Genomic DNA, 14,154 nt, shown 5'->3' on the forward strand with positions numbered 1-14,154 from the left:
GTGGGCTTTCAGGTGGTCTGGGGTACTTCGGACAGTCGCCGTTCGATCTCCACGCAGGTGGCGTAGTCCGGCAGCAGTCCCTGTCGTTCCGCCTCGGCGAGCGTGATCGCCACCTGGTCGCGTTCGGACAGGATCGGTTCGACGCCGGGGTCGACGGGCAGCCCGAGCGCGGGATCCAGGACGGAGAGGGCCAGTTCGTTCTTGGGGTCGTAGGCCGTGGAGAGCAGGTACCACATGACGGTGTCGTCTTCGAGCGCCACGAAGGCGTGGCCGACGCCGACGGGGAAGTACATCGCGCGGTGGTCCCGCTGGTCCAGCAGGACCGCGTCCCATTTCCCGAACGTCGGCGAGCCGACCCGGAGGTCGACCACGATGTCCAGCGCCTGACCGCTCGCGCAGTAGACGTACTTCGCGGTACCCGGCGGCGTCGTGGTGTAGTGGATGCCCCGCACCACGCCGCGTTTGGAACTGCTGTGATTCGTCTGCACCGTCCGGAAGAGCGGGCCACCGTGCGCTTCGGTGAACGCCTCTTCCTGGAATGGCGAGAGGAACAGGCCGCGATCGTCGGGGAACACCTCGGGGGTGAACTCGATCGCGCCTTCGACGGCCAGTTCGCGTGCTTGCACAGGTACCTCCCGTGGTCGGCGTGATCAGAGGCTGGACAGCACTTCGCGGACCGCGTGGACGACCTTGTCCTGCAGATCGGGGGAAAGCGCGGGATACATCGGCAGCGAGAAGATCTCGGTGGCCAGCTTCTCGGTGACCGGCAGGGAACCCTTCTCGTAGCCGAGGTGGGCGAACCCGGTCATGGTGTGCACCGGCCACGGGTAGCTGATGTTCAGGTGGATGTCGTACGCCTTGAGCCGCTCGATGATCTCGTCGCGTCGCGGGTGCCGCACCACGTACACGTAGTACACGTGCTCGTTGCCGGGAGTGGTCTTCGGAAGCTTCAGGTCGGTGTCGCCGAGGCCCTCGACGTAGCGTTCGGCGACGGCCCGGCGGCCCGCCGTGTACGCGTCGAGCCGCTTGAGCTTGCGCCGCAGGATCTCCGCCTGCACCTCGTCCAGCCTGCTGTTGTGGGCGGGCGTTTCGACCGTGTAGTAGCGCTCTTCCATCCCGTAGTAGCGCAACCGCCGCAGCCGCCGGTCCACCGCTTCGTCGGAGGTGATGGCCGCGCCGCCGTCGCCGTACGCGCCGAGAACCTTGGTGGGATAGAAGGAGAACGCGGCCGCGTCGCCGAACGTCCCCGCGATCGTCCCGTTCTGCCGGGCCCCGTGCGCCTGCGCGCAATCCTCCAAAAGGGACAGTCCGTGCTTCTCGGCGAGCGCCTTCAGCGGGGCCATGTCCACGCACTGGCCGTACAGGTGCACGGGCAGCAGGCATTTGGTGCGTTCGGTGATCGCGGCCTCGACCAGGCCGGTGTCCATCAGGAAGTCTTCCTCGCGGACGTCGACGAAGACCGGGGTGGCCCCGGTCCCGTCGATGGCGACCACGGTCGGTGCCGCGGTGTTGGACACGGTGATCACCTCGTCGCCCGGCCCGACACCCAGCGCCTGCAGGGCGAGTTTGATCGCGTTCGTCCCGTTGTCGAGACCGGCGCAGTGCCCGACGCCGTGGTACGCGGCGAATTCCGACTCGAAGCCGCGCAGGCTCGCGCCGAGCACGAGCTGCCCGGAGTTGAAGACCGTCTCGACCGCGTCGAGCAGATCGGCCCGCTCGGCACCGTATTCGGCGAGGTAGTCCCATACGCGCGTGGTCATGTGTGAACCCTTCCCTGAACTGATGACGTCAAAGCGGCGACGGTGCGGCGCACTCCCTCGGGCAGCGAGATCTCCGGGCGCCAGCCGGTGACCGCACGGAACGGCGTGGAATCGATGGTTATGCTCCGGAGATCCGTCTCGGGCGCGTGCGCCGGAGGCTCCACACAGGACACTTCCACCGGGCTTTTCCCCGTGTGCTCGGACATCTCCTTCGCGACGAGCCGGAAGACCTCGCCCAGCCGGTCCCCTCGACCGGCACCGATCAGCCAGTGCCCGCCCACCAAGGAGTCCGGATGGTCCAGTGCGGCCATGAACGCCGAGGCGACGTCGTCGACGTGCACCAGGTCGCGTCGCACCGTGCCGTCGCCCCAGACGGTGAGCGGCAGTCCTTCGAGCGCCCGCCGCGCCATGGTGGACACCACGCCGCGGTCGTGGTTCGCGCCCTCGGCCGCGGTCTCGCCGAAGATCGTCGGCAGCCGCAGGCTGATCCCGCGTACCAGGCCGTCGGCGGTGGCCTTCTTGAGGAGTTGTTCCGCTTCGAGTTTCTGGGCGTCGTAAGGAGTCGCCGGGTGGTCCGGTTCGGTCCCGTCGAGCGGTTCCCGCGGCGGCACCCCGACCTGCGCGGTGGTGCCGGCGAACACCACCACCGGCGGCGGCCCGTCGCCACTGCCGGCGATCTCGACGAGGTCCCGGAGGATTCCCACGTTCACGCGTTCGGCGCCCTCGGCGCCACGCCAGCCGCCGTCACCGAGCAACAGGTGGACGACCGCGTCCGAGCCCGCGACCGCGCCGGCGAGCGCGGCGCGGTCGGTGAGATCGGCGGCGACGGCGGTGATCTCGGCCCGGCCGGGCGGGGGCAGGATCCGCCTGCGCGCCACCGCCCGCACCCGGACCGGCCGCCGCGCCAGCGCGCGCACGACGGCGGAGCCGACGAAACCCGACGCGCCGAGGACGGTGATCGTCTTCATCTCAGGCACCGCCCCGTGGCTGCGCGGCCGCGGCGTTGAGGCAGGCGAGCAGCGTGCGGGCCTCGACGTTGACGTAGTGCCCGTGCCGGGTGAGCGCGGTGAGCTGCCCCGGAGTGATCCAGGCGTAGCCGGGCGGAGGCTCGACCGTGTCGTCCGCCTCGATCGCCAAATAACGCGCCTGGACGCTGAGGAAACGGCCGCCTTCTTCGGAATGTATCGCCTCGTACCGGATCCGCGATCGCGGGGCGCCGAGGACCAGGTCGAGGAAGGGCGGCCGTTGCTCGGCGGGCAGATGCAGGTAGTTCTGCGGCGTGCACTGGACGGTCGGCGCCAGCTCGACCGTGTCCAGGAACCCGCCGTCGGCGCGGGCGTGCGCCAGAACGTGCGGAACGCCGCCGAAGTCACGCATGAGGAACGCGACGAGGCCCATCCCGACGGATTCGATCAACGGCTGGGTCCAGGTGACCTTCTCGCGGTTGCTGCCTTTCACCGCGACCGCGAGGACCCTGAAGTAGCGGCCGTCCTCGTGCTCGATCGCCTCGGCACCCTGCTTCCAGTCGCGCACGTCCTTGAGCGGGATGCGGCGGGCGCGCACGTCGTGCCGCGACCGCTCGTTCGTGAACCACGACAGGAGCTGGACGTCGGAGAACATGGCACCGGGAGCCTTGTCGTGGTACGGCAGGCACGACAGCACGCTCCTGGCGTTCATGTTGATCGTCTCGTCCTCGTGCATCAGCTCCGCGATCTGCCCGAGGGTGAGCCAGCAGAAGTCGTCCCACAGCGGCACTTCGTCGGCGGTCTCGACGATCATGTTGCGATTGGACTTCTGGAGGAACCACGACCCCTGTTCCGCCTGGAGCACGTCGACGATGACCCGCTCGGGGTCCGGCGGCGCGAAGTACTCGATCAGCTTGACGTTCGTGCCGCCGTGCGCCTTGGTGTAATTGCTGCGCGTGGCCTGCACGGTCGGCGACAGCTGGACCAGATTGGGGTTCCCCGGCTCCATCTTGGCCTGCATCAGGAAATGCAGGACGCCGTCGAACTCCTTGGCCAGGATGCCGAGGATGCCGACTTCGGCCTGTTTGATGACGGGCTGCTGCCATTCGCGGTAGGGACCGTCGCCGTGCGGGCCGTCGGCCTCGACCACGTGCAGCCCTTCGATGGTGAAGAACCGTCCGCTCCGGTGCGCGATGTTGCCGGTCCCGTTCTCGAAACCCCATTGATCCAGCGCGGCGAACGGAATGCGTTCGACGTGGAAGACGTTGGCCTCACGGCGTTCGGCGATCCACGCGCGGACGTCGGCGGTCCGCATGTGCACGCCATCGGTGGTCGCGGCGGACAAGGCGACACGGTCCGCGTGATCCTGGCCGTCGCGGGGGCGCACCAGCGTCGAAGGACTCCTTGTCATGGCCGTCTATCCCCTTTGCGTGCCAACGGAAATTTCGCTTCCAACGCTCCGCGCCCTGACGGAAAGGTAACTTCGGTCCGGCGGAACGGTCCAGATCGTCCAATCCCCTTGCGGGCCGGGTTCGGCCGGCGGTGTGGTGAAGGCTCCTTTCGTCGCATCAGACGCGGCGAAGGGAGCCTTCAGCCCACACAGGACAGCAACGGCCAAAGGCAAAGAAGGCGGGGCGCTAGAGCGAATGTTCCTGCTCGTTCTTCGCCGGTTCCGCGGCCCAAGCCCGGTGCTCGGTCTCCCGCACCTCCTCCTCGGCGGTCTGTTCCACCCGCTTCATCGCGAACCGCAGGATCGGCGGCGTCATCAGCGAAGTGACGATCGCGACGAGGATGATGATCGTGTAGATCTCGACGCTGAGAATGCCCAGCCGCAGCCCCACCATGGCGACCACGATCTCGATGACGCCCCGCGCGTTCAGTCCCGCGCCGAGCGCGAGCCCTTCCCATTTGTTCAAGCCGCTGATCCGGGCGCCGGCGTACGCGCCGACGAACTTGCCGATGATGGCCAGCGCGAGCACCGCGAGCCCGGTGAGCAGGACCTGCGGGCGGATCAGCGCGGTGAGATCCATCCGCAATCCAGCCGTGGCGAAGAAGATCGGCGCGAAGACCGCCAGGACGACGGTGCGCAGCGGCGCCAGTTTGACGGGATCCACCTTGCCCGCGGTGTTGATCAGAATGCCGCAGAGGAAGGCACCGAAGATCGCCTCCAGACCGAGGGCCTGCGTCCCGGCCGAGGCCAGGAAGATCAGGACGACGGCGGCGGAGACGGTGAGCCCCGCACCGTCGGATCGGGCCGCGGTGCGCATGACGCCCCGGACCAGCGGCCTGCCGATGGTGAGGGCGAAGACGACGACGCCGGCCAGGTAGCCGAGCGAGATCAGCACGGCACCCGCGGACACGGCGGTGACCGCCATCGCGCTGACGACCGACAGCATGAACCAGCCGAAGGCGTCCTCGATCGCGCCGGCCGCCAGCGTGAGCTGCCCGACGTTGCGGTGCAGCAGTTTCATGTCCATCAGCGTTTTGGCGATGACCGGGATGGCGCTGACGCACAACGCGACGCCGAGGAAAAGCGCGAAGACGGTGCTGTCCGTGCCTTCGGGAACCAGCATCTTGGGCAGTACGTAACCCGCGCCGATGCCCAGTCCGAGCGGGACGATCAGGCCGCCGAGGCCCACTCCGGCCGCCGCGGCACGCCGCCGCCGGAGCAGGCCCATGTCCATCTGCATACCGGTGAAACCGACCAGGAGGATGACACCGATCTGCCCGACGGCGTCGAGAAGGTGGTACTGCTCGGTGACGGCGGGGAAAAGCCACCCGTGCAGCCCCGGTGCGGCCCATGCCAGCAACGACGGGCCGAGGAGCACCCCGACCAGCAGTTCGCCGACCACGGCGGGCATCCCGAACCGGGCGGCCAGCCGTCCGAAGACGACGGCGAGCAGGAGCAGCGAACCGACCTGCAGCAAGAACAGCAGGAGACTGTGGGCGGCGATCGGGGCGACCGGCGCCGGAAGCGAGAGAAGCACCTTCCTCCTTCGGGTAAGAATGGCAACGGCGTCAGCCGCGGCGGGAGACCCTCGTGCCCAGCCGCCGGGCCGCGTCCACCGAGTCGCAGCCCGCGAGGCCCAGGGCGTTCCGGAATTCGACGGTGAGCAGGTCGAGCACCTGCCGGACGCCGTCCTCCCCGCCCGCGGCGAGTCCCCACATGGCAGGCCGTCCGACCAGGACACCCGACGCCCCCAGCGCGATCGCCTTGAGGATGTCGCCGCCACCGCGGATCCCGCCGTCGAGCAGCAGTTCGCCCGGCCAGCCGGAAAGGGTGGCGGCGATCTCGCCCAGCATCTCGATCCCCGGCACGGCGCCGTCCAACTGCCTGCCTCCGTGGTTGGACACCACGATCCCGGCGGCGCCCGCGTCGACGGCGCGGCTCGCGTCCTCGACCGCCAGGATTCCTTTGAGCACCACCGGGAGATCCGTGTGCGCACGGACCGCTTCGACGGATTCCCAGGTCGCCGGGGCGAATTCGCGCGCGGTGTGCTCCGCCACCGCCGACCGGCCGTGAGTGCGGCGGTGCGCGGCCGCCCCGGCGTCGAAATTGGCCGCGGTCACGGAATCCGGCAGCGCGAAGCCGTTCCGCATGTCCCGAAGCCGTCGTCCCATCCACGGCACGTCGACGGTGAACACGATCGCCTCGCAGCCGGCGTCCTCCGCGCGGCGGACGAGGTCGAGCGAGCGTTTCTCGTCCCGCAGCCAGTACAGCTGGAACCACGGCCGTCCGCCGACGGCCGCGATCTCCTCCAGCGGGACACTGCTCAGCGTGCAGATGGTGTACGGCACACCCGCGTCCCGGGCGGCGCGTGCCGCGGCGAGTTCGCCTTCGGGGTGGAACAACCGCTGGTACGCGACGGGCGCGACCGCCAGCGGCAGCGCGGCGCGACCGCCGAGGAGTTCGGCCTCGACGGTGCCGCCGGTCAGCTCACGCAATACCCGGGGGATCACGAAGATCCGCTCGAGCGCGGCGCGGTTGGCCTCCAAGGAGGCTTCCGCGCCGCTGCCCCCGGCGAGAAAATCCCAGTTCTCGCCGGAGAGGACATCGCGTGCCGCGCGCTCGAGGTCGTCGAGACAGACGTGGGTCATCGACGGGCGGGGCCGAGCTTGCTCTGCCCGGTGCGCTCCAGCTCCACGGCTTCGTACAGGGCCTTGATGTTGGAGCTGCCGAAGGTCCCCGCGCCTTGGCGCTCGATGATTTCGAAGAAGATCGTCTTACGCGGATGCGTGGAGGCGGTGAAGATCTGGAACAGCTGGCCGCCGTGGTCCTCGTCGGCGAGCAGCTTCGTCTCGCGCAGATCGTCCAGCGAGTGCGTCTCCAGCTCGATCCGCTCGCCGAGCAGGTCGTAGTAGGCGTCCGGGGTCTTCAGGAATTCCACGCCGCGCGCGGAAAGCTCCTTGACCGCGCGGACCGCGTCCGGGCTGGTGAAGGCGATGTGCTGGACGCCGGATCCGTGGTGCTCCTTGATGAAGTCGTCGATCTGGCCGGGGTCGGCGGTCTTGTCCGGCTCGATCAGGGTGAGGGTGACCGCGCCCGACGTGCTCTGCACGACGGTGGAGTTCATCGCCTGCGCGCCGACCACGATGTGCTCTTCGAAGATCTGCTTGAAGCCGAGCGCGCGCTCGTAGAACGCCACCGTGGGGCCGAGGTCGCCGGCGTTGAGGCAGACCGCGAAGTGGTCGATCACGCCCAGCTCCACGCCGCCCTTGCCGCGCGGGGTCTCCTCGGCGGCGTCGCTCTGGATCAGGGTGTGCACGACATCGCCGAAACCGCTGACGGTGGCCGTGACGACCGAGTCCGCCCGCTTCTCCGGCTCGCGGACGGGTTCCGCGCCCGCCTTCACCGCGGCCTCGAAAGCGGCGGCGACGTCGGGGGTGCGCAGCGCGATGTCGGCCACCCCGTCACCGTGGGTCTGCAGGTAGGTCGCCCCGGGGTGCCGGTCCGACAGCGGCTCGGTCAGCACCAGCGCGATCGCGCTGTGCCGCAGCGTCACGCTCCGGTGGTCGGCCGACCGGTCGGTGGCGGTGACGGAGAAGCCGTACTTGTCCATCCAGCCGGACGCGGCCGCCTCGAGGTTGGCGACGTACATTTCCACATAGTCGATCTCGAAATTCTGCGTGCTTTCCTGAGAAGACAAGGCATTCCTCCGTGGAATAGATGTAACCCTCGATCAAAGGATGACCCGCATCCTTTTGCGCATCAATGGTGTCCGTTTGACACTTTCGTCCACATAGGACTCAGCGTCCGGTGAACCGCACCGGGAGTTCCCGGTACCCCTGCACGACGATCGCGCGCAGCCAGGCCGGTTCCTTCTCCAGCTCCACACGTGACACCCGGCCGGCCACCTCCCGCAGCACGACCGCCAGCTCGATCCGCGCGAGCGCGGAGCCGAGGCAGTGGTGCATGCCGTGCCCGAAAGCGATGTGCCGGTTGGGTTTCCGCCCCGGCCGGAACGTGTCCGGTTCCTCGAACACGGCGGGATCCCGGTTCGCGGCGGGCAGCCACGCGACCACCGGCGTGCCGGCTTCGAGGTCACGGCCGTTGAGCGTGACTTCGCCGGTCGTCACCCGCAGCACGTGCATCGCGGGCGAGGTCCAGCGCAGCACCTCGTCCACGACGGGGTCGACGTCGAGGTCGCCGTCCCGCACCCGGTCCAGAAGTCCCGGCACGGCGGCGAAAGCGTGCACCGCGCCGGTGATCGCGTGCCGGGTGGTCTCGTTACCGCCGATCAGCACGTTGTCGCAGTTGAGCACCACGTCGTCGATCGAGAGTTCGCCGTCGGACAGCAACGTGCTGACGAGGTCGTCGCCGGGGTTCGCGCGGCGAGCGCTGATCAGTTCGTCGAAGTAGACGAGGATCTCGGTGTGCGCCTGACGCGGCGTCATCCCGTCGAACAGCTCGTCCTCGCCGCCGAACGCGTGATTGGTCAGGTCGATGAGCATGTCCTGGTCCTCGGCGGGCACGCCGAGGATCTCGCAGACGACCGCGGCGGGGATACGCGGGCCGATCTCCGCGGCGACGTCGCACACCTCGCCGTCGAGCACCCGGTCGAGCACGCCGCGCACCTCGGTCCGCACCCGGTCCGACAGTTTCCGCGCCGCCGCCCGGGAAAGCAGCGGTCCCACCAGCTTCCGCAGTTTGCGGTGCTGGTCCTGTTCGGACACCACCATCATCTGGCCCCCGGAATTGTCCGGGTGCTCGCGGTCGAAGCCGATCATCATCCCGTACTCGGAGGTGAACGGGGCGGACGGGCCGAGCACCGCGGCGCACGCCCGGTGCGAGAACACCGACCAGAAGCCGCCGGGTGAACTGCCCGGCTCACTCCACACCATCGCGTCTTCCGCCGCGTACTCGCGCCAGCGGGCGTGCCGGTCGAGGGTCGTGTACAGATCGGGATCGCCGAGGTCGACGGTTTTCGTCGTCTGCATGAAGGTTCTCCAGGTCAGGTGAGTGCGCCGTCGAGCACCTTGGCGAGCTGTGCCACGGTCGGCGCGTCGAAGAAGGCCTGCACTCTCAGCCGGATCTTCAGGCTTTCGCGGATCCGGCTCACCACCCGGGTCGCGAGCAGCGAATGACCGCCGATCTCGAAGAAGCTGTCCTCGACCCCGACGCTGGCGACACCGAGCACGTCGGCGAACAGTTCGGCGAGAAGGATTTCCGTCGGTGTGCTCGGCGCCCGTCCCGACGCCGCGCGTTCGGCGCTCTCCTCTTCCGGGGTGGGCAGGGCGGTCCGGTCGACCTTGCCGTTCGGCGAGACCGGCAGTCTCGGCAGGCTGACGACCACGTCGGGGACCAGGTAGGACGGCATCCGCTCCCGCAGGGGCGGGAGGAGCTCTTCGGCCGTCACGCGTTCGCCCCCGGCGCCGACGACGTAGGCGACGAGCCGGTTGTCGTGCGCGGTCACCACCGCCTGGGCCACCTTGTCCACGGCGAGCAGGGCGGACTCCACCTCGCCCGGTTCGATCCGGTGACCGCGGACCTTCACCTGGTCGTCGACGCGGCCGACGAAGACGAACTGGCCGTCCGGACGCCGCCGCACCCGGTCGCCGGTGCGGTACATCCGCCCGCCCGGTTCGCCGAACGGATCCGGCAGGAACCGCTCCGCGGTCGCGGCGGGCCGCCTGAGATATCCGCGGGCGAGGCCGGGACCCATCGTGTACAGCTCGCCCACGTCCCCGTCCGGGACGGGCCGCAGCAGTTCGTCCAGGACATAGGTGCGCACACCGGTGATCGGCCTGCCGATCGGCGGGGTCTCCTCACCGGACAGCGGTTCGCTCGCGGTCACCGCCACGGTGACTTCGGTGGGGCCGTAGGCGTTGATCATCACGCGGTCCATGGACCAGCGTTTGGCCACCGGTGCCGGGCACGCCTCGCCCGCCACCAGGAGGGTCAGCCCGGCGGGCAGGCCGCCCGCCTCCTCCAGCGGCGCCAGCGCCGACGGCGGCAGCGTGATGTGGGTGATCCCCTGCTCGCGCACCAGTCTCCCGAGCGGCTCACCGGGGACCAGGTCCGGCGCGGAGGCCAGCACGAGACAGCCACCGGCCTGCCAGATCGGCCAGAACTCGGCGACCGCGGCGTCGAAGCTCGGCGAGGCGAAGGCCAGCAACCTGCTGTCCGGCACCAGTTCCTGGCGGCGCACGTAGTCGTCGGCCAGGTTCGGGATGCCGCGATGCGTGACCAGCACGCCCTTCGGTTTCCCGGTCGAGCCCGAGGTGTAGATGACGTACGCGGGATGGTCGTGCAGCAACGGGCCGAGGCGGTCCCCGTCGTCCAGGTTCGGCTCGGACAGACCCGGTTCCCGTTCCACGCTCAGGACGACGCCGTCCCCGGGCACGTCCTGCCCCGGCAGGCACAGCACGAGCTGCGCCGCCGTGTCGTCCAGCATGTGGCGTTTGCGTTCCTCCGGATAGTCCGGGTCGACCGGCACGTACGCGGCGCCCGCCTTGTGCACGGCCAGGATCGCGATGACGAACTCGATCGACCTCGGCATGGCCAGCGCGACCAGCCGCTCCGGGCCCACGCCGTGCGCCACGAGCCGTCGCGCGAGCCGGTTGGCTTCGCCGTTGAGTTCGGCGTAGGTGAGTGTGGTGTTGTCCATCGCCACCGCCGGGCGATCCGGCAGCACGGCTGCGGTCGCCTCGAACAGGGCCGGTGTCGTGGCCGCCGAAAGGACGGTCATGCGGTCTCCCCCAGTGTCTCGCGGGATTCGGTGCGGAGGAACCGGATCAGCTCCCGGTTCACCGCCTCCGGGTTCTCCAGGTAGCCGAAATGCCCGCACCCGGGAATCGTGCGGTGGGTCGCGCCGGGGATCGCGTCCGCCAGCTCGCGTCCGGCGGACGGCGGCGCCACGAGGTCGTGTTCGAACGAGACGACGTGACACGGCACCTTGATCGAGCGGTAGGCGTCCAGCCGGTCGGGCAACGCGCTCAGCAGCAGCTGCTGCCGCACACCCGGCCCCCAGGATCCCGCCGCGGCGAACAGGTCGAGCCAGTCGCCGGCGAGGTCGTCGTCGGCGAGGGTCGCGGGCCCCAGGTTGTGCATGGCCCGGACGGCGGCGAGGAAGGCCGGTGGCAGCTCGATACCTTGCTCGATCAGCTTCGCTTCGCCTTCCGCGAGTTCCCGCTGGACGAGGCTGCTCTTGCCGCAGGCCGCCATCAGCAGGACCGAATCCAGCAGTTCCGGGCGGGCGAGTGCCAGCTCCTGCGCGACGTACGAACCCATCGACGTGCCGATCACGCGGCACGGCACGGCGTCGAGGTAGTCGATCAGGGCCGCCACGTCCGCGACGAGGTCGTCGACGGTGAACCCGTCCGTGCCCTCGTCGCTCGGCGGGATCCCGCGGTTGTCCATGGTGATCACGCGGAATCCGGCGGCGCGGAGCACGGGAACCTGGTGCAGATCCCAGACGGAACTCGGCGCGCCGGTGCCGGTCAGCAACAGGACGGCCGGGCCGTTGCCCTGATCGTGGTAAGACAACCGGATCCCGTTCTCGGTTGTCATCAGCATGATGGTCCTTCCCCGCTCACCGCACAGCCACGGCGCGCAGCGACATGGCGGCCGCGAATCACCCGGGCCACCGGTTTCCGTCTGATGTGGAACGTGCGATCCCCGGCTACGCGGCGCACTGCGGTGACCGTACCTTCGGAGATCCGTTATCCGGAAGGAATCGGTACTGGACATGAAGGAAAATCGGCGCCGAATCGCGTCCACACCCTCGCTTGACACTTCGCCACCGGGTGGAAATCCTAGCATTTATGGATTCGAACGTTTTGTCCACCCATTTGGACATGGAAACGCTGCACGGATCGCTCACCGATCCGGCCATCTCGTCGATGAATCTGCTCAATGAACTGATCGACGAATACCCTGTGGCCATTTCCATGGCGGCAGGACGGCCATACGAAGAGTTTTTCGACATCCGGCTCATCCACGATTATCTCGACGCGTACTGCGAGCATCTCCGGCGCGACCGGAAAGTGGACGAGGCCGGCGTCACCCGCGCGCTTTTCCAGTACGGCACCACGAAGGGCATCATCGCCGACATCATCGCCCGCAACCTGGCCGAGGACGAGAACATCGACGCCGCCCCGGAATCGGTGGTCGTCACCGTCGGCGCCCAGGAGGCCATGTTCCTGGTGCTCCGCACCCTGCGGGCGAACGAGCGGGACGTGCTGCTCGCCCCGGCGCCCACCTACGTCGGCCTGACCGGGGCGGCGCTGCTCACCGACACGCCGGTCTGGCCGGTCCGGTCCGGCGAGAACGGCATCGACCCCGAGGATCTCGTCCTCCAGCTGAAGCGCGCCGACGAACAGGGCATGCGGGTGCGGGCCTGCTACGTGACCCCCAACTTCGCCAACCCCACCGGCACCAGCATGGATCTGCCGTCCCGCCACCGGCTCCTCGAAGTCGCCGCGGCCCACGGGATCCTGCTGCTGGAAGACAACGCGTACGGGCTCTTCGGCGCCGAGCGCCTCCCCACGCTGAAAGCGCTCGACCGGTCGGGGAACGTGGTCTACATCGGATCCTTCGCCAAGACCGGCATGCCCGGCGCCCGGGTCGGCTACGCGGTGGCGGATCAGCGGGTGGCGGGCGGCGGTCTGTACGCCGACCAGCTCTCGAAGCTCAAGGGCATGCTCACCGTGAACACCTCGCCCATCGCGCAGGCGGTGATCGCCGGGAAGCTGCTGCTCAACGACTACAGCCTGACCAAGGCCAACGTCCGGGAAACCGCGATCTACCAGCGGAATCTCCAGCTGACGCTGAGCGAGCTCGACCGCAGGCTCGGCGACCGCCCCGGGGTCCGCTGGAACACCCCGACGGGCGGGTTCTTCGTCACCGTCACCGTGCCCTTCATCGTCGACGACGAGCTGCTGGCGGACGCCGCCCGCGACCACGGTGTGCTGTTCACCCCGATGCATCACTTCTACGGCGGGAAGGACGGGTTCAACCAGCTCCGGCTGTCCATCAGCCTGCTCACGCCGGAGCTGATCGAGGAGGGCGTGAGCAGGCTCGCCGCGCTCATCACTTCGCGTCTGCCGTGACCTCTCGCGGGATCGCCTCCACCAGCACCATGTCGTCGCCACCCCCGCCGGCCTCGGTCGACGCGAACGTACTCTGGGCGTTCACGTCGAAGCCAGCCAGCTTCAGTTCCTCCACGACCCGCTCCACCGCGGTATGCCAGATGCGGTGCGTGCAGACGAGGAAGGGATCTGCCGTCTCGTCGGCGGGGTGGATGGTGATCTCCTGGGTCTCCTCCGCCGGGATGTCCCTCGCGTGCAGCACGTACCGCCTGCCGCTCCGGCCCGTGAACTCCTGCTTGCGCTCCAGCGACTCGGGACCGGGCCGGGCGGGCGGCGGCTTGGGCACGCCGAACAACAGTTTTCCGCCGGGCTCGAGATGGTCGCGGACCGACGCGTACAGGCCCGGTCTGCTGGAGCTCGCCAGGACGTTGACCGATCCCGCGCTGATGACCACCGTTCCGAAACGCTTGCCCAGTGAGAAGGCGCTCATGTCGCCCTGAACGATCGTGCACCGGTCCCGGACGTCCGACGGCGCCTCGGCCAGCCGGTCCCGGAAGGCGGCGATCACCGCGGTGGACAGTTCCAGTGCGGTCACCTCCCAGCCGAGATCCAGGAACGGGAACGTCAGTCTGCCCATACCCGCCGCGAGTTCGAGCACGGGTCCGGATCCCGGGCGGACGTGGGCGGCGATCGCCCGCGCTTCCAAGACACCGTCCCCGTCCTGCACCAGATCCCGGTAGATCTCCCCGGCGACCTCGTCGTAGAAGTCGCACAGCACGCCTCGCTCGCCCGCCGAAGCCAGCAGGACGTCGGCGTACGCGGTCCGCAACGGGCCACGCGTCAACTGATCACTCATGAGGACAACCCCCCTGATCGATGTACTTCTCCGGATTGGTCCG

Annotated in this window: 12 protein-coding genes; 1 reads left to right on the forward strand and 11 read right to left on the reverse strand. The window is 69.0% G+C overall.

Annotated features, from left to right (window positions below):
* Window positions 1-8: 8 nt before the first annotated feature.
* From DMC61_RS17960 to DMC61_RS18005, 10 genes are all read right to left on the reverse strand, one after another.
* Window positions 9-626, reverse strand: coding sequence for a dTDP-4-dehydrorhamnose 3,5-epimerase family protein (locus tag DMC61_RS17960; protein WP_125690235.1), 618 nt, complete (start codon window positions 624-626; stop codon window positions 9-11).
* 24 nt (window positions 627-650) lie between these two features.
* Window positions 651-1,760: a DegT/DnrJ/EryC1/StrS aminotransferase family protein gene (locus tag DMC61_RS17965; RefSeq protein WP_125690236.1), complete on the reverse strand. Its 1,110-nt coding sequence runs from the start codon at window positions 1,758-1,760 to the stop codon at window positions 651-653.
* A complete protein-coding gene (locus tag DMC61_RS17970; RefSeq protein ID WP_125690237.1) occupies window positions 1,757-2,728 on the reverse strand; it encodes an NAD(P)-dependent oxidoreductase in 972 nt (323 codons plus the stop codon). The genes DMC61_RS17965 and DMC61_RS17970 overlap by 4 nt, the downstream gene beginning before the upstream one ends.
* 1 nt (window position 2,729) lies before the next feature.
* On the reverse strand, window positions 2,730-4,136 hold the full coding sequence (locus DMC61_RS17975; protein WP_125690238.1) for an NDP-hexose 2,3-dehydratase family protein: 1,407 nt from the start codon (window positions 4,134-4,136) through the stop codon (window positions 2,730-2,732).
* Between the two features lie 226 nt (window positions 4,137-4,362).
* The gene (locus tag DMC61_RS17980; protein ID WP_125690239.1) at window positions 4,363-5,712 is read right to left on the reverse strand and encodes a cation:proton antiporter; all 1,350 of its coding nucleotides are present in this window, start codon (window positions 5,710-5,712) and stop codon (window positions 4,363-4,365) included.
* Window positions 5,713-5,743: 31 nt separating this feature from the next.
* Entirely contained in the window at window positions 5,744-6,823 is a 1,080-nt protein-coding gene (locus DMC61_RS17985; protein WP_125690240.1) for an alpha-hydroxy acid oxidase, read from the reverse strand.
* The gene (hppD, locus tag DMC61_RS17990) at window positions 6,820-7,872 is read right to left on the reverse strand and encodes a 4-hydroxyphenylpyruvate dioxygenase (RefSeq protein WP_125690241.1); all 1,053 of its coding nucleotides are present in this window, start codon (window positions 7,870-7,872) and stop codon (window positions 6,820-6,822) included. Before hppD ends, DMC61_RS17985 begins: the two co-directional genes overlap by 4 nt.
* A gap of 100 nt (window positions 7,873-7,972) precedes the next feature.
* A complete protein-coding gene (locus DMC61_RS17995; protein ID WP_125690242.1) occupies window positions 7,973-9,163 on the reverse strand; it encodes a cytochrome P450 in 1,191 nt (396 codons plus the stop codon).
* Window positions 9,164-9,177: 14 nt separating this feature from the next.
* Entirely contained in the window at window positions 9,178-10,914 is a 1,737-nt protein-coding gene (locus DMC61_RS18000) for an amino acid adenylation domain-containing protein (protein ID WP_125690243.1), read from the reverse strand.
* On the reverse strand, window positions 10,911-11,741 hold the full coding sequence (locus DMC61_RS18005; protein ID WP_125690244.1) for an alpha/beta fold hydrolase: 831 nt from the start codon (window positions 11,739-11,741) through the stop codon (window positions 10,911-10,913). The genes DMC61_RS18000 and DMC61_RS18005 overlap by 4 nt, the downstream gene beginning before the upstream one ends.
* A 248-nt stretch (window positions 11,742-11,989) precedes the next feature.
* Between DMC61_RS18005 and DMC61_RS18010 the strand changes: the two genes are divergently transcribed.
* Window positions 11,990-13,276, forward strand: coding sequence for a PLP-dependent aminotransferase family protein (locus DMC61_RS18010; RefSeq protein ID WP_016331884.1), 1,287 nt, complete (start codon window positions 11,990-11,992; stop codon window positions 13,274-13,276).
* Here DMC61_RS18010 and mpaM read toward each other — a convergent pair.
* Entirely contained in the window at window positions 13,257-14,111 is an 855-nt protein-coding gene (gene mpaM, locus DMC61_RS18015) for a daptide-type RiPP biosynthesis methyltransferase (RefSeq protein ID WP_125690245.1), read from the reverse strand. The genes DMC61_RS18010 and mpaM overlap by 20 nt on opposite strands.
* Between the last annotated feature and the right edge of the window lie 43 nt (window positions 14,112-14,154).

The organism is Amycolatopsis sp. WAC 04169, assembly GCF_003947535.1.
Classification (GTDB): Bacteria; Actinomycetota; Actinomycetes; order Mycobacteriales; family Pseudonocardiaceae; genus Amycolatopsis; species Amycolatopsis keratiniphila.